Annotated in this window: 12 protein-coding genes and 3 pseudogenes; 6 read left to right on the top strand and 9 right to left on the bottom strand. The window is 62.6% G+C overall.

Features of this window, described 5'->3' with window-relative positions:
• The first annotated feature begins 129 nt into the window (after positions 1-129).
• Positions 130-1,515 carry an IS1182 family transposase gene (locus tag GKR99_05530; protein ID NKB27026.1) on the top strand — a complete coding sequence of 462 codons (1,386 nt, stop codon included), beginning with the start codon at positions 130-132 and terminating at the stop codon, positions 1,513-1,515.
• Between the two features lie 147 nt (positions 1,516-1,662).
• On the opposite strand, the pseudogene GKR99_05525 reads toward GKR99_05530, so the two are convergent.
• Positions 1,663-3,315, bottom strand: a pseudogene (locus GKR99_05525) (adenosylcobalamin-dependent ribonucleoside-diphosphate reductase).
• 242 nt (positions 3,316-3,557) lie between these two features.
• Here GKR99_05525 and GKR99_05520 point away from each other — a divergent pair.
• Together GKR99_05520 and GKR99_05515 are read left to right on the top strand one after the other, a co-directional pair.
• Positions 3,558-3,986, top strand: coding sequence for a DUF1489 family protein (locus GKR99_05520; protein ID NKB27025.1), 429 nt, complete (start codon positions 3,558-3,560; stop codon positions 3,984-3,986).
• Between the two features lie 32 nt (positions 3,987-4,018).
• A pseudogene (locus GKR99_05515) lies at positions 4,019-4,698 on the top strand (copper homeostasis protein CutC).
• 68 nt (positions 4,699-4,766) lie between these two features.
• Here the strand turns inward: GKR99_05515 and GKR99_05510 are convergent.
• The 7 genes from GKR99_05510 to ihfB all read right to left on the bottom strand — a co-directional run bounded on the left by GKR99_05510 (position 4,767) and on the right by ihfB (position 9,783).
• Positions 4,767-6,134 (bottom strand): FAD-dependent oxidoreductase, encoded by a 1,368-nt coding sequence (locus GKR99_05510; protein ID NKB27024.1) that lies wholly within the window; start codon positions 6,132-6,134, stop codon positions 4,767-4,769.
• Between the two features lie 207 nt (positions 6,135-6,341).
• Positions 6,342-7,574, bottom strand: coding sequence for a tryptophan synthase subunit beta (trpB, locus tag GKR99_05505; GenBank protein ID NKB27023.1), 1,233 nt, complete (start codon positions 7,572-7,574; stop codon positions 6,342-6,344).
• A gap of 65 nt (positions 7,575-7,639) precedes the next feature.
• Entirely contained in the window at positions 7,640-8,017 is a 378-nt protein-coding gene (locus GKR99_05500; GenBank protein ID NKB27022.1) for a tryptophan synthase subunit beta, read from the bottom strand.
• Positions 8,018-8,025: 8 nt separating this feature from the next.
• The gene (locus GKR99_05495) at positions 8,026-8,484 is read right to left on the bottom strand and encodes a GNAT family N-acetyltransferase (GenBank protein NKB27021.1); all 459 of its coding nucleotides are present in this window, start codon (positions 8,482-8,484) and stop codon (positions 8,026-8,028) included.
• Positions 8,475-9,122 carry a phosphoribosylanthranilate isomerase gene (locus GKR99_05490; protein ID NKB27020.1) on the bottom strand — a complete coding sequence of 216 codons (648 nt, stop codon included), beginning with the start codon at positions 9,120-9,122 and terminating at the stop codon, positions 8,475-8,477. The genes GKR99_05495 and GKR99_05490 overlap by 10 nt, the downstream gene beginning before the upstream one ends.
• Positions 9,123-9,132: 10 nt before the next feature.
• Positions 9,133-9,492, bottom strand: coding sequence for a DUF1049 domain-containing protein (locus GKR99_05485; protein NKB27019.1), 360 nt, complete (start codon positions 9,490-9,492; stop codon positions 9,133-9,135).
• Positions 9,493-9,501: 9 nt separating this feature from the next.
• Positions 9,502-9,783: an integration host factor subunit beta gene (gene ihfB, locus GKR99_05480; GenBank protein NKB27018.1), complete on the bottom strand. Its 282-nt coding sequence runs from the start codon at positions 9,781-9,783 to the stop codon at positions 9,502-9,504.
• A gap of 132 nt (positions 9,784-9,915) precedes the next feature.
• On the opposite strand from ihfB, the gene GKR99_05475 reads away from it, so the two are divergent.
• On the top strand, positions 9,916-10,137 hold the full coding sequence (locus tag GKR99_05475; protein ID NKB27017.1) for a hypothetical protein: 222 nt from the start codon (positions 9,916-9,918) through the stop codon (positions 10,135-10,137).
• A gap of 282 nt (positions 10,138-10,419) precedes the next feature.
• Positions 10,420-10,746 carry a hypothetical protein gene (locus GKR99_05470; protein ID NKB27016.1) on the top strand — a complete coding sequence of 109 codons (327 nt, stop codon included), beginning with the start codon at positions 10,420-10,422 and terminating at the stop codon, positions 10,744-10,746.
• 71 nt (positions 10,747-10,817) lie between these two features.
• Here GKR99_05470 and rpsA read toward each other — a convergent pair whose 3' ends face one another.
• Positions 10,818-12,482 (bottom strand): 30S ribosomal protein S1, encoded by a 1,665-nt coding sequence (rpsA, locus tag GKR99_05465; protein ID NKB27015.1) that lies wholly within the window; start codon positions 12,480-12,482, stop codon positions 10,818-10,820.
• 295 nt (positions 12,483-12,777) lie between these two features.
• On the opposite strand from rpsA, the pseudogene pepT reads away from it, so the two are divergent.
• A pseudogene (gene pepT / locus GKR99_05460) lies at positions 12,778-14,021 on the top strand (peptidase T).
• Positions 14,022-14,052: the final 31 nt, after the last annotated feature.

Genomic DNA, 14,052 nt, shown 5'->3' with positions numbered 1-14,052 from the left:
CCGACACACAGGCTTGCAGTGGCGTGGAAGTCCAGTGCTGGAAGAGAGGGCGAATTTTGTTGAAAAACTCCTGCTTGATCGAGGGCTATGGCGCTGATTCAATCCTCTCAACAAGCGGGAGGATCAGCCATGATGGGACCGAGGCAGGAAGCACAGGCGGCGCTGTTCTATGAGTTCTCGCTGGAAGACCATGTCCCGCAAGATCACCTGCTGCGATCGATTGATCGTTTCGTCGATCTGAGCAGCATCCGCGCCCATCTTGCCGATTTCTACAGCCACACCGGTCGTCCTTCGATCGATCCTGAACTGCTGATCCGGATGCTGATCGTCGGTTACTGCTTCGGCATCCGGTCCGAGCGGCGGCTCTGTGAAGAGGTACACTTGAACCTCGCGTACAGGTGGTTTTGTCGGCTCGACCTGGCCGATCGGGTGCCGGATCACTCGACCTTTTCAAAGAACCGGCATGGTCGGTTCCGCGAGAGTGAGCTGCTGCGCCATCTCTTCGAGACCACGGTCGCGCGATGCATCGCCGAAGGTCTCGTCAGCGGTCAGCGCCTGGCCGTCGATGCCAGCTTGATCGAGGCGGATGCCAACAAGCAGTACTCTGCGCCAAAGGAAGAATGGGACATTGCGCGGATCGATGCAGACGCTGCACCCCGCGCGGTCCGCGAGTATCTCGACACTCTGGATGAGGCCGCATTCGGAGCAGCGACACCGGTCGAGCCAAAGTTCACGTCCTATTCCGACCCAGCCAGCCAGTGGACGGCGGCGCGTAAGGGTCCCGCATTTTTTGCCTACTCCGACAACTATCTCATCGATACCGATCATGGTGTCATCGTCGACGTGGAAGCGACACGGTCGATCCGTCAAGCCGAGGTGGGGTCAACCAAGACGATGCTGAAGCGGGCCAAAGAGCGCTTCGATCTTCATCCCGAACGGCTGATCGCCGACACCGCCTACGGATCGGGACCCATGCTCGGATGGCTGGTGGGTGAAAAGATCGCACCGCACATCCCGGTCTTCGACAAAGCCGGGCGCACCGATGGCACCTGGTCCCGAGCTGACTTCGAATGGGATGCCGAGAACAATCAATACATCTGCCCGGAAGGCGAGGCTCTGAAGCAGTTCCGCCGAAACTACTCCGACCCCAATCGCGGCCCAACCGGCAAGGGCGTGGCCAAGTACCAAGCGCTGAAGCACACCTGCCAATCCTGTCCTTCCAAGCCGAAGTGCTGCCCGAATGCCGACGCCCGTAAGATCACCCGTGAGGAACATGAGGACGCTCGCGACATCGCCCGCGCAATCGCCAAAACGCCGCAATACAAGATCTCGGTGAAGCTCCGGAAGAAGGTCGAAATGCTCTTTGCCCACCTCAAGCGCATTCTCGGCCTGGGACGGCTCCGATTACGTGGACCATGCGGCGCAAATGACGAATTCCTGCTCGCCGCCACTGCCCAAAACCTTCGCAAACTGGCAAAGATCTTTCCTGCACCGCAGCAAACGCGCAAAGCCTGATCAGAAAGGCGCTCGCGCTATGTTCAAATCGCTACTTTCTGCGCCCGCAACACGTTGTTTTTCCACAGAATCGGCCAAAGAGATACCATTCGCTGCGGTATGGTGGTCGAGCGCGGATGCAAAATCTTCGAACTTCTTGCCAGCGTGCTCAGACACACTCAGCACACTCCCCGTCACCGCATTCGGGCGGTAGGTCGTGCAGCCCTTGCAGCCCTGATCCCAGGCGGCCATGTAGACGTCCTTGAACGCCTCGAACCCGATATCCTCGGGCACGTTGATGGTCTTGGAAATCGAGCTGTCCACCCATTCCTGCGCCGCCGCCTGCATGGCGACGTGGTCCATCGGGGCCAGCGATTGCGCGTCGACGAAGTGCTCCGGCAGCGGCACGTCGCCTTTCACCTGACGCCAGAGGCTTACGGCGTAATCCTCAACTTCTTCTTCAACCCGACTCCCGTCTTTCTGGAGCACCTTGCGGGTGTAGGCATGGGCAAAAACCGGCTCGATCCCGGAAGAGACATTGCCCGCAAACAGACTGATCGTCCCGGTTGGCGCGATCGAGGTCAGCAGGGCGTTGCGGATGCCATGTTCGGCAATGGCGCCGCGCACGTCCGCATCCATCTTCTGCATCGTCCCGCTGGCCAGATAAGCATCGCTGTCGAACAGCGGAAACGCTCCCTTTTCGGCGGCCAAATCCGCCGAGGCCAGATAGGCGGTGCGGGCCAACGCGCGCAGCCAGTCCGAGGTCTGACGCGCCGCCTCGTCCGAGCCATAGCGCAAGCCCACCATCGCCAGCGCGTCGGCCAGCCCGGTCACGCCAAGGCCAATGCGCCGTTTGGCGTGTGCCTCGGCCTTCTGCGCCTCCAGTGGGAAGCGGCTGGCATCGACGGTATTGTCCATCATCCGAATGGCCGTCGTGACCAGGTCGCCAAGCTGCGTTTCGCACAGATGCGCGCCGTTTTCGAACGGCGCCTCAACCAGTCGCGCCAGGTTGATCGAGCCAAGCAGGCAGGCGCCATAAGGCGGCAGCGGCTGTTCGCCACAGGGGTTTGTCGCTGCAATATCCTCGACATAGGCCAGGTTGTTCATCTGATTGATCCGGTCGATGAAGATCACCCCCGGTTCGGCAAAATCATAGGTCGAGCGCATGATCTGTTCCCACAGATCGCGCGCCTTCAGGGTGCGATAGGTCTTTCCGTCGAACACCAGATCCCAATCGTCGCCCGATTTCACCGCCTCCATGAACGGGTCGGTGACCAGAACCGAGACGTTGAAGTTGCGCAGGCGCGCAGGGTCGGATTTGGCCGTCACGAAGGCCTCGATATCCGGGTGATCACAGCGCATCGTGGCCATCATCGCGCCGCGCCGTGACCCCGCTGACATGATCGTGCGGCACATCGCGTCCCAGACGTCCATGAAAGACAAGGGGCCCGAGGCATCCGCCGCCACGCCTTTCACATCTGCACCTTTGGGTCGAAGGGTCGAGAAATCATAGCCGATGCCGCCGCCCTGTTGCATGGTCAACGCGGCCTCTTTCAGCCCCTCGAATATGCCGCCAAGGCTGTCGGGGATCGTGCCCATGACAAAACAATTGAACAGCGTGACAGATCGGCCCGTCCCGGCCCCCGCCAGAATGCGGCCCGCTGGCAGGAACTTGAAATCTTCCAGCGCGTCATAGAACCGCGTTTCCCAGGCGCCGGGATCACTTTCGACCGCTGACAGCGCGCGCGTGACCCGGCGCCATGTGTCTTCGACCGTCACGTCAATCGGTGTGCCATCGGCGTCTTTCAGGCGGTATTTCATGTCCCAGATCTGTTCGGCAATCGGGGCGGCGAATCGAGTCTTGGCAGGGGTCCGATCAAATCGTATGCGGGTCTATATGATCGCGGAATCGCACGCAGGGAAACCGAAACATTTCAGCCCCTGATCACACGGCCCCGCAAGTGGCGAAACACCGGAGTTACCGTCTGGCAGAATCGCTCTGGGGAAACTAAGATACCACATCCTGTGGATAACTCCACCACTGATGCTACATGCTGGAAACAATGGGTCAGCTTCACCTGATAAAACTTTGCGTCGGGATCGACTCGGTCGAGGATCTGATCGCGTGGCGCGCCAAGAACAACCCCAAGGGGCTTGAGGCGCTCAGCCAGCATGTCACCCGCATGTGGCCGAAACGCGCCGTTGAACTGCTGGACGGCGGGTCGCTTTATTGGGTGATCAAGGGCAACATTCAGGCGCGCCAGCGGATCACCGCGCTGGAAGAGGTGACGGGCACGGACGGCATCCGCCGCTGTGCCATCGTGATGGACCCGAACATCATCCGCGTGGCCCCGGCGCGGCGGCGTCCGTTTCAGGGCTGGCGCTACATCAAGGCCGAAGATGCCCCGCCCGATCTGGCCGACCGGCGCAGTGGCGACAGCAGCCTGCCGGTCGAGATGAGCGCGGCCCTGGCCGAAATCGGCGTTCTGTGACCAACGTCCTGCTGGAAGTCTGCGTTGACACGCTGGCCGGTGCGCAGGCGGCCATTCGCGGTGGCGCGCGCCGGATCGAGCTGTGTTCAGCCCTGTCCGAGGGCGGTCTGACCCCGTCTGCGGGGTTGATGCAGGCGGCTGCTGCCTTGCCGGTTCCGGTCTACGCCATGATCCGGCCCCGCGCAGGGCTGTTCCAATTCGACGCCCATGATGCGGCAATCATGCTGGCCGATATCGCCACGGCGCGCGCGGCCGGTCTGGCCGGAGTCGTCCTGGGGGTACAGGATGGCGATGGCGGGTTGGACATGGGTCTGCTGGCGCGCCTGTCGGATGCCGCCGGGCCAATGGGGCGCACGCTGCACCGGGTGATCGACGTGGTGCCCGATCCGCTGCGCGCGCTGGATCAGGCGGCCGAACTGGGGTCGCACGGGTCCTGACCTCGGGCGCGCAACCCCAAGCGCCCGAGGGGGCGGCGTTGATTGCGCAGATGGTGGGTCGGGCAGCCGGTCGCATCGGGGTCATGCCGGGCTGTGGGTTGGCGGTGGCCAACGTGGGCGACCTCGTCGCGATGACCGGCGTGGCCGAGGTTCACGCCGCCTGCAATGCAGCCGCAGTGGGTGATCCGGCGTTTTCGGATTTCGACCCCGCAGGCGGGCGCAAGGAAACCTCGGAAGACGCGGTTCGCGGGATGGTCACGGCCCTGTCGGGATGATCCGCGCGGTGGGGATGCTGGGGGCATGGCCGGACGCCACGAGTGCACCCTATCCAATGATCTGATCCTTACTGCCAGCGCCCGCCCTGGCGGACCAGTTCGCGCTGAATATCCGCGACTGGCAGATCGGCCAGCGCGCAATTGCGGCGCAGCGACAGTGCCGCCGCGATGCCCGCGCCCTGACCGCCGACCGCGCAGCAGGCCATGTTGCGGGTGGCCGCGTGGCTGATCCGGTCGCCGCCGGTGGCGCGGCCTGCGACCAGCAGGTTTTCGACCCCCTTGGGCAGCAGGTTGCGGTAGGGGATGTGGAAATAGCGCCCCGTGGTCGGCAGGATCAGGATGCCGTAACCGTCGATGAATTCGGGGAACATCCCGATACTGTCGTCGAACCGCGCCTGATCGCGCACGTCGCCCTCGGTCATATTGTAAAGGCAGTCGACCTTGCGGGTGTCGCGGATGCCGATGGACATGCCGAAGTTCCTGAGCCGGATGCCGTCGCAGCCGGGCGTATAGCGGCGCAGTGCCTCGATCGCCAGCATCGCCTGGCGGCGACCCTCGATCTCGAACGCGGTCAAGCTGTCGGGGTCGGTGCCGTCGCAGCCGTCGAGGTGGATCAGGTTCATGTAGGTCAGTTCGCCCGTGTCATGCACCGCGCCCCAGGTGCCTGCGATGGTGTTCAGATGCGCCGGGATCAGCCCGTCTTTAATCGCCCGGTCGAAGGGTTTCTTGAGGAAGGGAGAGAACATCTCATCCTCCTTCCCGGAGGTCTCGATCACCCATTCGCCGCCACCGCCCCAGTCGGCATAGGTCTGCGGGTCGGACTTGATGCCGTCCATGAAGGTGCGTTTATCGACGCCTGCGCAGTGGAACATGACGCTTGCGGCCATCATGTCTTCGCGGTCGGTCTTGGTGGTAGGTGCCCCGGCGCGGGCGGCGATGTCGGCGTCGCCTGTGGCGTCGATCACGCGGGCAGCCAGGATCGCCTCACGCCCCGCTTTACTTTCGGTGATGATCCCGGTGATGCGGTTGCCGTCCATGATCGGGGCGACGAACTGGCGGTGCAGCATCGGGGTGACGCCGGATTCGGAGACCAGCGTGTCGGCGACCAGTTTGAAGCCTTCGCTGTCAATCTCGTGGCTGAGCGACTGGCTTTCCGGCACCGCCGCGCCCATTTCCTTGGCGCGCTCTTCGAATTCGCGGGCGATGCCGTTGCTTTCGACCGTCTGTTCGTGGCGATACCAATGCATCCCTTCGACGCCCACAACGGTGAGGTTGCCACCGAAACAACCGAAGCGTTCGACCAGCGTGGTTTCTGCGCCTGCGCGGGCCGAGGCGAGTGCAGCGGGTAACCCGCCGGGGCCAGAGCCGACGACCAGCACTTCGGTTTCGCGTACAACGTCGATTTCGCGGGCGGGTTCGGTGATGGTGCGGGTCATGCGCAGGTTTCCCCTTCTGTTTTTTCGCCCGGAATCAAGCCTGAAAGGCGCCGGGCGAGCGCCTGTCTGCCCCCCGGGCAGGCGCTTCTGCAACGTCTCGAACTCTACTGCCGTCAGAGTTAACCCTGCGGGATAAATTGCCCCACACTACCGGTTCAGCGCCTCCCCGCAGACAGGCACGCGCCCGGCTTGCACTTCACTGCGAAGTCACCCCCCCGCGTCCACCTCAACCCCCAGCGCCTTGGCGACGGTGAAGATATCCTTGTCGCCGCGCCCGCACATGTTCATCACCAGCAGGTGGTCCTTGGGCAGGGCAGGGGCGATCTTCATCACATGGGCCAGCGCGTGGCAGGGTTCCAGCGCCGGGATGATGCCTTCCAGCGCGCAGGACAGCTGGAACGCCTCCAGCGCTTCGACATCGGTGATCGAGACATATTTGGCGCGCCCAATCTCGTGCAGCCAGGCGTGTTCCGGCCCGATTCCGGGATAATCGAGGCCCGCCGAAATGCTGAACCCCTCCAGAATCTGCCCGTCGTCGTCCTGGAGCAGGTAGGTCCGGTTGCCATGCAGCACGCCGGGGCGACCGCCGGTCAAGGATGCGCAATGCTCCATTTTGGCGTTCACGCCCTTGCCGCCGGCTTCGACGCCGATGATGTTGACCGACTTGTCGTCGAGGAACGGGAAGAACAGGCCCATGGCGTTCGAGCCACCGCCGATGGCGGCAATCACCGTGTCGGGCAGACGCCCCTCGGCGGCTTGCAATTGCTCCTTGGTCTCCTTGCCGATGATCGCTTGAAAATCGCGGACCATGGCGGGGTAGGGGTGCGGACCGGCGACGGTGCCGATGCAATAGAAGGTGTCGCGCACGTTGGTCACCCAGTCGCGCAGCGCGTTGTTCATCGCGTCCTTCAGGGTGCCGCGACCGCTGGTCACCGGCACAACCTCGGCCCCCAGCAGGCGCATGCGAAACACGTTTGGCATCTGGCGTTCCACATCATGCGCGCCCATGTAGACGATGCATTTCAGCCCGAACTTGGCGCAGACCGTTGCCGTCGCCACCCCGTGCTGACCGGCACCGGTTTCGGCAATGATCCGGGTTTTCCCCATGCGTCGCGCCAGAAGGATCTGCCCCAGCACGTTGTTGATCTTGTGCGCGCCGGTGTGGTTCAGTTCATCCCGTTTGAGGTAGATTTTCGCGCCCCCCAGATGCTCGGTCAGCCGTTCGGCGTGATACAGCGGGCTGGGGCGGCCCACATAATGGGTCCACAGGTCGTCCATCTCGGCCCAGAAGCTGTCGTCGGTCTTGGCGCGCTCATACTCGGCCTCAAGATCCAGGATCAGCGGCATCAGCGTTTCCGATACGAAGCGACCGCCGAAATCGCCGAAGCGGCCGTTTTCGTCCGGGCCATTCATGAAGGTGTTGAACAGGTCGTTGGGCATTCCGGGCTCCTTCGATGCGACGCTGTGGTGTAGCCCGTGCCGTCGAAACGGTAAAGCGACGAAAGCTATTTGCCCGGACGCCAGGCGCGCCACCTAAGTGCCAGCCAGCGCCGCCCGACAATCACCGCGCCCACGATCATCGGCCGCAGAATCGGCATATCAATCGCAAGCAACGCCAGGCCCACCGGCAGCATCCACAGCCCGAACACCGGCAGGATCGCAAGCACGCTGCCGGCGATCAAGACGAGGGCGATGGGCAGGCGGAACATCCACAGATTGCGCTTCAACAGCCCGCGCAGTACCGAACCAACCAGCGGCACATGCCGCGAGATCGCGTTCAATTGCCGGGTCAGCCGGATGCGGTTTTTCGTCGGATCGTCGTCAACCAAATACTGTCTCCGAAGGTGGATGCCGACGCGAATGGCCACGGCCAATTCTGGCATATAGGCGTTCAGTCGATCGGCTCCAACGGGCGTTTGAAGCCGGTGTGCGATGCAACAAATCCAAGACTGGTGTAGAATTGCGCCGAGTCTGTCCGGCTGGCGTTCATGGTCAGTTGCATCAGCGTACAGCCCGCGGCGCGGGCGCGTGCCTCGGCATCCGCGAACATGGCGCGTCCGACCCCCTGACCCCGCAGGGTGCTGGCCACGCGAACGCTTTCGATCTGTGCCCGCCGCGCCGCGCGCAGCGACAGCCCCGAGATGAACGTCAGCTGATAGGTCGCCACAACTTTCCCGGCATCCTCGCCCACGATCAGCGTATTGGCACCCTCGGCCATCATTGCATCGAAGGCGGCGAAGTAGCGCGCCATCTCGGCCCCTTCGCGTTGCGAACCCAGCGCGTCGTCTTGCAACAGCGCCAGAACGGCAGGCACGTCATCGCGGGTCGCCGGGCGGAAACTCACCGGCATAAGCGTACCGCCGTCAGGAAATCGCGGATCAGGCCCGCGTCTTTCACCCCCGGGGCGCTTTCGACGCCGGAACTTACGTCGACCTGCCGCGCGCCGGTCAGGGCAATTGCCTGCGCCACGTTAGCGCGCGTCAGCCCCCCGGCCAGCATCCAGGGGCAGGCCCACCGCCGGTTGGCGATCAGCCGCCAGTCGAAGGTCAACCCGTTACCGCCGGGCAGCACCGCATCTTTGGGGGGCTTCGCATCGACCAGCAGTTGATCGGCGACGGCACCGTAGATATCCAACTGCGCCAGATCCTGCGCATCGGCCACCCCGACCGCTTTCATCACCGGCAGGCCGTACCGGGCGCGGACTTCGGCCACACGTTCGGGCGGCTCGGACCCGTGGAGTTGCAGCATGTCGATCGGCGTGTGTTCCAGGATTGCGTCCAGATCGGCGTCTGACGCGTTCACCACCAGCGCCACCTTGGCCACGCCAACCGGCACATCAATCGCCAATGCGCGCGCGGCCTCGATCGATATATGCCTTGGGGATTTCTGAAAGAAAACGAAGCCGACGTAACCGGCGCCAGCCTCGACCGCGGTCGACAGATGCTCTGCCGTCGAGAGTCCACAGATTTTCGTGCGTGTTTTGGCCATGGGCCGGGGTCTAGCGCGCGGCGGTCGGAGCCTCAAGCATCGCCAGGACGTCGTCGCCTGTGTCAGAGCCGGTGTCGGTCAGACGGTCAACCTCGGCCTCAAGCCGTTCCCGTTCGCGCCGTTCGTGGCGCGCCTCCGCGCGGTGCTTGTGTTCGCGCAGCCATTCCCAGACGAAGCCGATGGCGACACCGGCAACGATGCTGCCCAGGATCACCAGAAACAGGGGTAAGGAAATCGACCATTGATAGCCAAACAGCCCCGCCATTTCTTCTGGCAGAACCCGCAGGGTGACGAAGCCCCTGTTGGCAAGGGCGGTCGCGATCAGGACAATCGCAAGGCCGCCAAGGAAAGCATATCGGATCAGGCGCATGGCGCCGTTCTAGCCCTTGTTCAGGCGGTCGCGCAACAGCTTGCCGGTCTTGAAAAACGGTACGTGCTTTTCTTCGACATTCACCGAGTCCCCGGTGCGCGGATTGCGGCCGACGCGCGCGTCACGCTTCTTGACCGAAAACGCGCCGAAACCACGCAGTTCGACCCGGTCGCCCCGCGCCATGGCCGAGATAACCTCTTCAAAAATCGTGTTCACAATGCGTTCGACATCGCGGTGATACAGGTGCGGATTCTCATCCGCGATTTTCTGGATCAGTTCAGAACGGATCATATCAAGTCCCCCTGCGCGCCTCTTGTGGCAGACTGGGCGCGATACCGAACTATAGGCGAAACCGGGGCGGACGCAAAACCCCCATGCGACCAAAATAGGCGATAATGCGCTGAATATTGGGGATAAACACGGATGATCCTGCGGAAACTGCCACTCAGCGGTACGCAGGCGGGTGACTCGGCCTGCAATCCGCGCGCGCTGATTCGGGTGCGGCGCGGGCGGCAGCGAACCCGCCGCGCGGACCAATCGGCCTCGGGTTTCGGGGCAAGATCGCTGGCGGCGCAAGCCCGGCTGCGCGCCGGTCGGTCCCGGTTCAGCCGCGCGACGGGCGTGGTGGCCTTTGCGGTGTGCTGACCCTAGGGTGGCCCGACGGATTGGCGATCGGAGGGTGCGATGGCATCGCCCAGCGAAGCGGTGGAACAGCTGTGTATGGGATGCGGGTTTTGCTGCGACGGATCGCTGTTTGCCTGTGCCAGCCTGCAAAAGGACGAAAACCCGCCAGTGGGCCCAACGTGGGAAGGCACCGGAGGCAATCTGGTTTTTGCCATGCCGTGCCGCTGTTTTGACGGAAAATGTACGATCTATGACGCCAGACCGAAAACCTGCATCGGGTATTATTGCGATACCGCTAAGCTGGTGAAATCCGGCCGGCTTGGCCTTGCCCGGGCGCAGACCCGGATCGAGACGATGCGCGCGCATATTGCCGATTTCCGCAAGCTGACCGGGGATTTTGAAACGCCCGTCCCAAAACTCGTCTGCAGTACCATTGATGGCTACAAACTACAGCGCAAAGCCCGCAGCTGTACGGAAGCCGATCGCAGGACTGCACGGGCTGCGTATCGTTACCGGGTGTTGAAGAACCGCTATTTCGCCGGACGTTACAAGCGGCGCATGCGGCGGCTTTCGCGGGCAATTTCCCGACTGCTGCCGCACTGGGCAAGGGCGCGCGGCAAGAATTCCTGACCGAGCGCGTATCGGCGAAAAAAAAGCCCCGCGCCAGTGGCACGGGGCTTTTCCAACGTTATGTCAGACGCTTATGCGTCGTCGTCGCTTTTCAGCGCTGCACCCAGGATGTCGCCAAGCGAAGCACCGGAGTCCGACGAACCATATTGTTCGACCGCTTCTTTTTCTTCTGCGATCTCGCGCGCTTTGATCGACAGGCCCAGACGGCGGGTCTTGGCGTCGACATTGGTGACGCGTACGTCGACCTTGTCGCCAACCCCAAAGCGTTCGGGGCGCTGTTCGGCACGATCCCGGCTGAGGTCACTGCGGCGGATGAAGGATTTCGCACCCTCGTATTCCACCTCAATGCCGCCATCTTCGATCGAAGTCACCTCGACCGTGATGATCGATCCGCGCTTCACGCCGTCGGTCGCCTCGGTAAAGCTGTCGTCCAGACCTTTGATTGACAGGCTGATACGCTCTTTCTCAACATCCACTTCGGTGACCACGGCATTGACCGAGTCGCCCTTGCGGTAGTTCTGGATCGCATCTTCGCCACGTTCGTTCCAGCTGATGTCGCTGAGGTGAACCATGCCGTCGATGTCGCCGTCCAGGCCGACGAACAGACCGAATTCGGTGATGTTCTTGACCTCGCCTTCGACCGGCGTGCCTTCGGGGTGGGTTTCTGCAAACACCTCCCACGGGTTGCGCATGGTCTGTTTCAGGCCAAGGCTGACGCGGCGTTTGATCGGATCAATCTCAAGCACTTTGACGTCGACTTCCTGGCTGGTCGAGACGATTTTGCCCGGGTGGACGTTCTTCTTGGTCCAGGACATTTCGCTGACGTGCACCAGACCTTCGACGCCCGGTTCCAGTTCAACAAACGCACCGTAATCGGTGATGTTGGTCACGCGGCCCTTGTGGTCGCTGTCCAGCGGGTACTTGCCTTCGACGGCGTTCCAGGGATCGTCCTGCAACTGCTTGAGGCCAAGCGAGATGCGGTGCGTTTCCTTGTTGACCTTGATGACCTGCACTTTGATCGTTTCACCGATGGTGACGATCTCGGACGGGTGGTTGACCCGGCGCCAGGCCATGTCGGTGACGTGCAACAGCCCGTCAACACCGCCCAGATCCACGAAGGCACCGTATTCGGTGATGTTCTTGACCACACCGTCAACTGCCTGACCTTCGGTAAGACCACCGATAACCTCGGCACGCTGTTCGGCGCGGGATTCTTCAAGGATCGCGCGGCGCGACACAACGATGTTGCCCCGGCGACGGTCCATTTTCAGAATCTGGAACGGTTGCTTCAGACCCATCAGCGGGCCAGCGTCACGCACGGGGCGCACGTCAACCTGAGAACCGGGCAGGAACGCAACTGCGCCGCCCAGATCGACGGTAAAGCCGCCTTTGACGCGGCCAAAGATGGCTCCGTCGACTTTTTCTTCTTCGGCGTAAGCCGCTTCCAGACGATCCCAGGCAGCCTCGCGGCGGGCCATTTCGTGGCTGATGACAGCCTCGCCCTTGGCGTTTTCGACCTGGCGCAGGAAAACCTCGACCTCGTCGCCCACTTCAATTTCGGGGGCTTCGCCGGGGTTTGCGAATTCTTTCAGCTCGACACGGCCTTCCATTTTATAGCCGACGTCGATGATGGCTTGTCCCGCTTCAACTGCGATGACTTTGCCTTTAACAACAGACCCTTCCTGGGGCGTGTCAATCTCGAAGCTTTCGTTGAGGAGGGCTTCGAATTCCTCCATCGTTGCTTTAGCGCACATGCGTGTTCAGTTTCCTATCATAAGCGTTTTATCTGGCCGCGCGGTTGTCTCCGCCGGTCTTTCTGGTTTCGATTGGTCGCCGGTTGCCCGGCCGGAAATAAAGTCAGGGCCGGAGAATTCCGACCCTGCCCATATGCCCGTCCACAACTGTTGCCGTCGTGTTGACAGGCGGGCGTATAGGCCGCGCGGCCCTGTCTTGCAAGGGGTTTGCGCGCGATCCCCTTGACCCCGGCGCGTCCAGCGCGTTGTCATGGCGGTGATCAGAAGGATTCCCCCCATGCCCAGCGATTTCAAAGCCGAACTTACCGACCGCCTTGTCCGTTATTGCGCGATTGACAGCCAAAGCGACGAACGATCCCCAGCAGCCCCAGCACCGGCATCCAGTTCGACATGCTGAACTTGCTGCGCGATGAGTTGGAGGGCATCGGGGCTCAGGATGTACAGATCACCGACTACGGCGTGGTTCTGGCGACGATCCCGGCGACAACTGACGCCGCGGCCCCGACCATCGGCCTGCTGGCCCATGTCGACACCGCCCCGCAATTCAACGCGACCGGCGTGAAGCCCGTCGTTCACAACGCCTACAACGGTGGCACGATCAGTTTCGCCGACGCGCCCGAGTTGGAGTTATCGCCCGAGGGGTCGCCCCATTTGGCCAATTGCGTCGGCCATGACATCGTAACCGCAAGTGGGCTGACCCTGCTGGGCGGCGACGACAAGGCCGGGGTGGCGATCATCATGACCGCCGCGCGGCATCTGTTAAAGAACCCGTCGATCCCGCACGGCAAACTGCGCATCGCCTTCACCCCGGACGAGGAGATTGGCCGCGGCGTGAACGAGCGTTTGCCTGCCGACCTTGCCGCCGATTTCGCCTTCACCTTCGACGGTCAGGAGCCCGGCGGTCTGGAGGTTGAGACATTTTCGGCGGATGGCGCGGTTGTAAGGGTTGAGGGTGTGTCGATCCACCCCGGCGACGCCAAGGGCAAGCTGGTGAACGCGCTGCATCTGGCCGCGAAGATTATCGACACGCTGCCCCAGACGCGTCTGACGCCCGAGACCACCGAAGGGCGCGAAGGGTTCATCTTTGTGGGTGAGGTGACGGGCAATGCGGCAAGCGCCGAGATCAAGCTGATCCTGCGCGATTTCGAGATGGACAAGCTGGCCGCCCATGGTGACCTTCTGCGCCAAGTCTGTGCGACCATCGCGGCAACCGAACCGCGCGCGACGATTATCTGCGACATCCACCCTCAATACCGCAACATGGCCTATTGGCTGGACGACGATCCCCGCGCCGCCGAACTTGCCCGCGCCGCCTATCGCGCCTGCGGGATCCAGCCGGTGTCGCATCCGATCCGGGGCGGCACGGACGGGTCACGGTTGACGGAACTGGGCGTGCCGACGCCGAACCTGTTCACCGGGATGCAAAATATCCACGGCCCACTGGAATGGATCAGCGTGCAGGACATGGAGGCCGCGACGAACGTTTGCCTGAAGCTGGTTGAGCTTGGGGCGGGGGATTGAGGGCGGTATGCTAAAGTGACGCATCGGATCG

The sequence above is a fragment of the Paracoccaceae bacterium genome (assembly GCA_012103375.1).
Lineage (GTDB): Bacteria > Pseudomonadota > Alphaproteobacteria > Rhodobacterales > Rhodobacteraceae > WLWX01.
The sequence above is the reverse complement of the archived record's forward strand: the minus strand, read 5'-3'. Positions and strand labels throughout refer to the sequence as shown.

Coding starts and splice junctions, on each gene's coding strand:
- GKR99_05530 (NKB27026.1), top strand. CDS start 130: ATGATGGGACCGAGGCAGGAAGCACAGGCGGCGCTGTTCTATGAGTTC.
- GKR99_05520 (NKB27025.1), top strand. CDS start 3,558: ATGGGTCAGCTTCACCTGATAAAACTTTGCGTCGGGATCGACTCGGTC.
- GKR99_05510 (NKB27024.1), bottom strand. CDS start 6,134: ATGACCCGCACCATCACCGAACCCGCCCGCGAAATCGACGTTGTACGC.
- trpB (NKB27023.1), bottom strand. CDS start 7,574: ATGCCCAACGACCTGTTCAACACCTTCATGAATGGCCCGGACGAAAAC.
- GKR99_05500 (NKB27022.1), bottom strand. CDS start 8,017: ATGCCAGAATTGGCCGTGGCCATTCGCGTCGGCATCCACCTTCGGAGA.
- GKR99_05495 (NKB27021.1), bottom strand. CDS start 8,484: ATGCCGGTGAGTTTCCGCCCGGCGACCCGCGATGACGTGCCTGCCGTT.
- GKR99_05490 (NKB27020.1), bottom strand. CDS start 9,122: ATGGCCAAAACACGCACGAAAATCTGTGGACTCTCGACGGCAGAGCAT.
- GKR99_05485 (NKB27019.1), bottom strand. CDS start 9,492: ATGCGCCTGATCCGATATGCTTTCCTTGGCGGCCTTGCGATTGTCCTG.
- ihfB (NKB27018.1), bottom strand. CDS start 9,783: ATGATCCGTTCTGAACTGATCCAGAAAATCGCGGATGAGAATCCGCAC.
- GKR99_05475 (NKB27017.1), top strand. CDS start 9,916: ATGATCCTGCGGAAACTGCCACTCAGCGGTACGCAGGCGGGTGACTCG.
- rpsA (NKB27015.1), bottom strand. CDS start 12,482: ATGGAGGAATTCGAAGCCCTCCTCAACGAAAGCTTCGAGATTGACACG.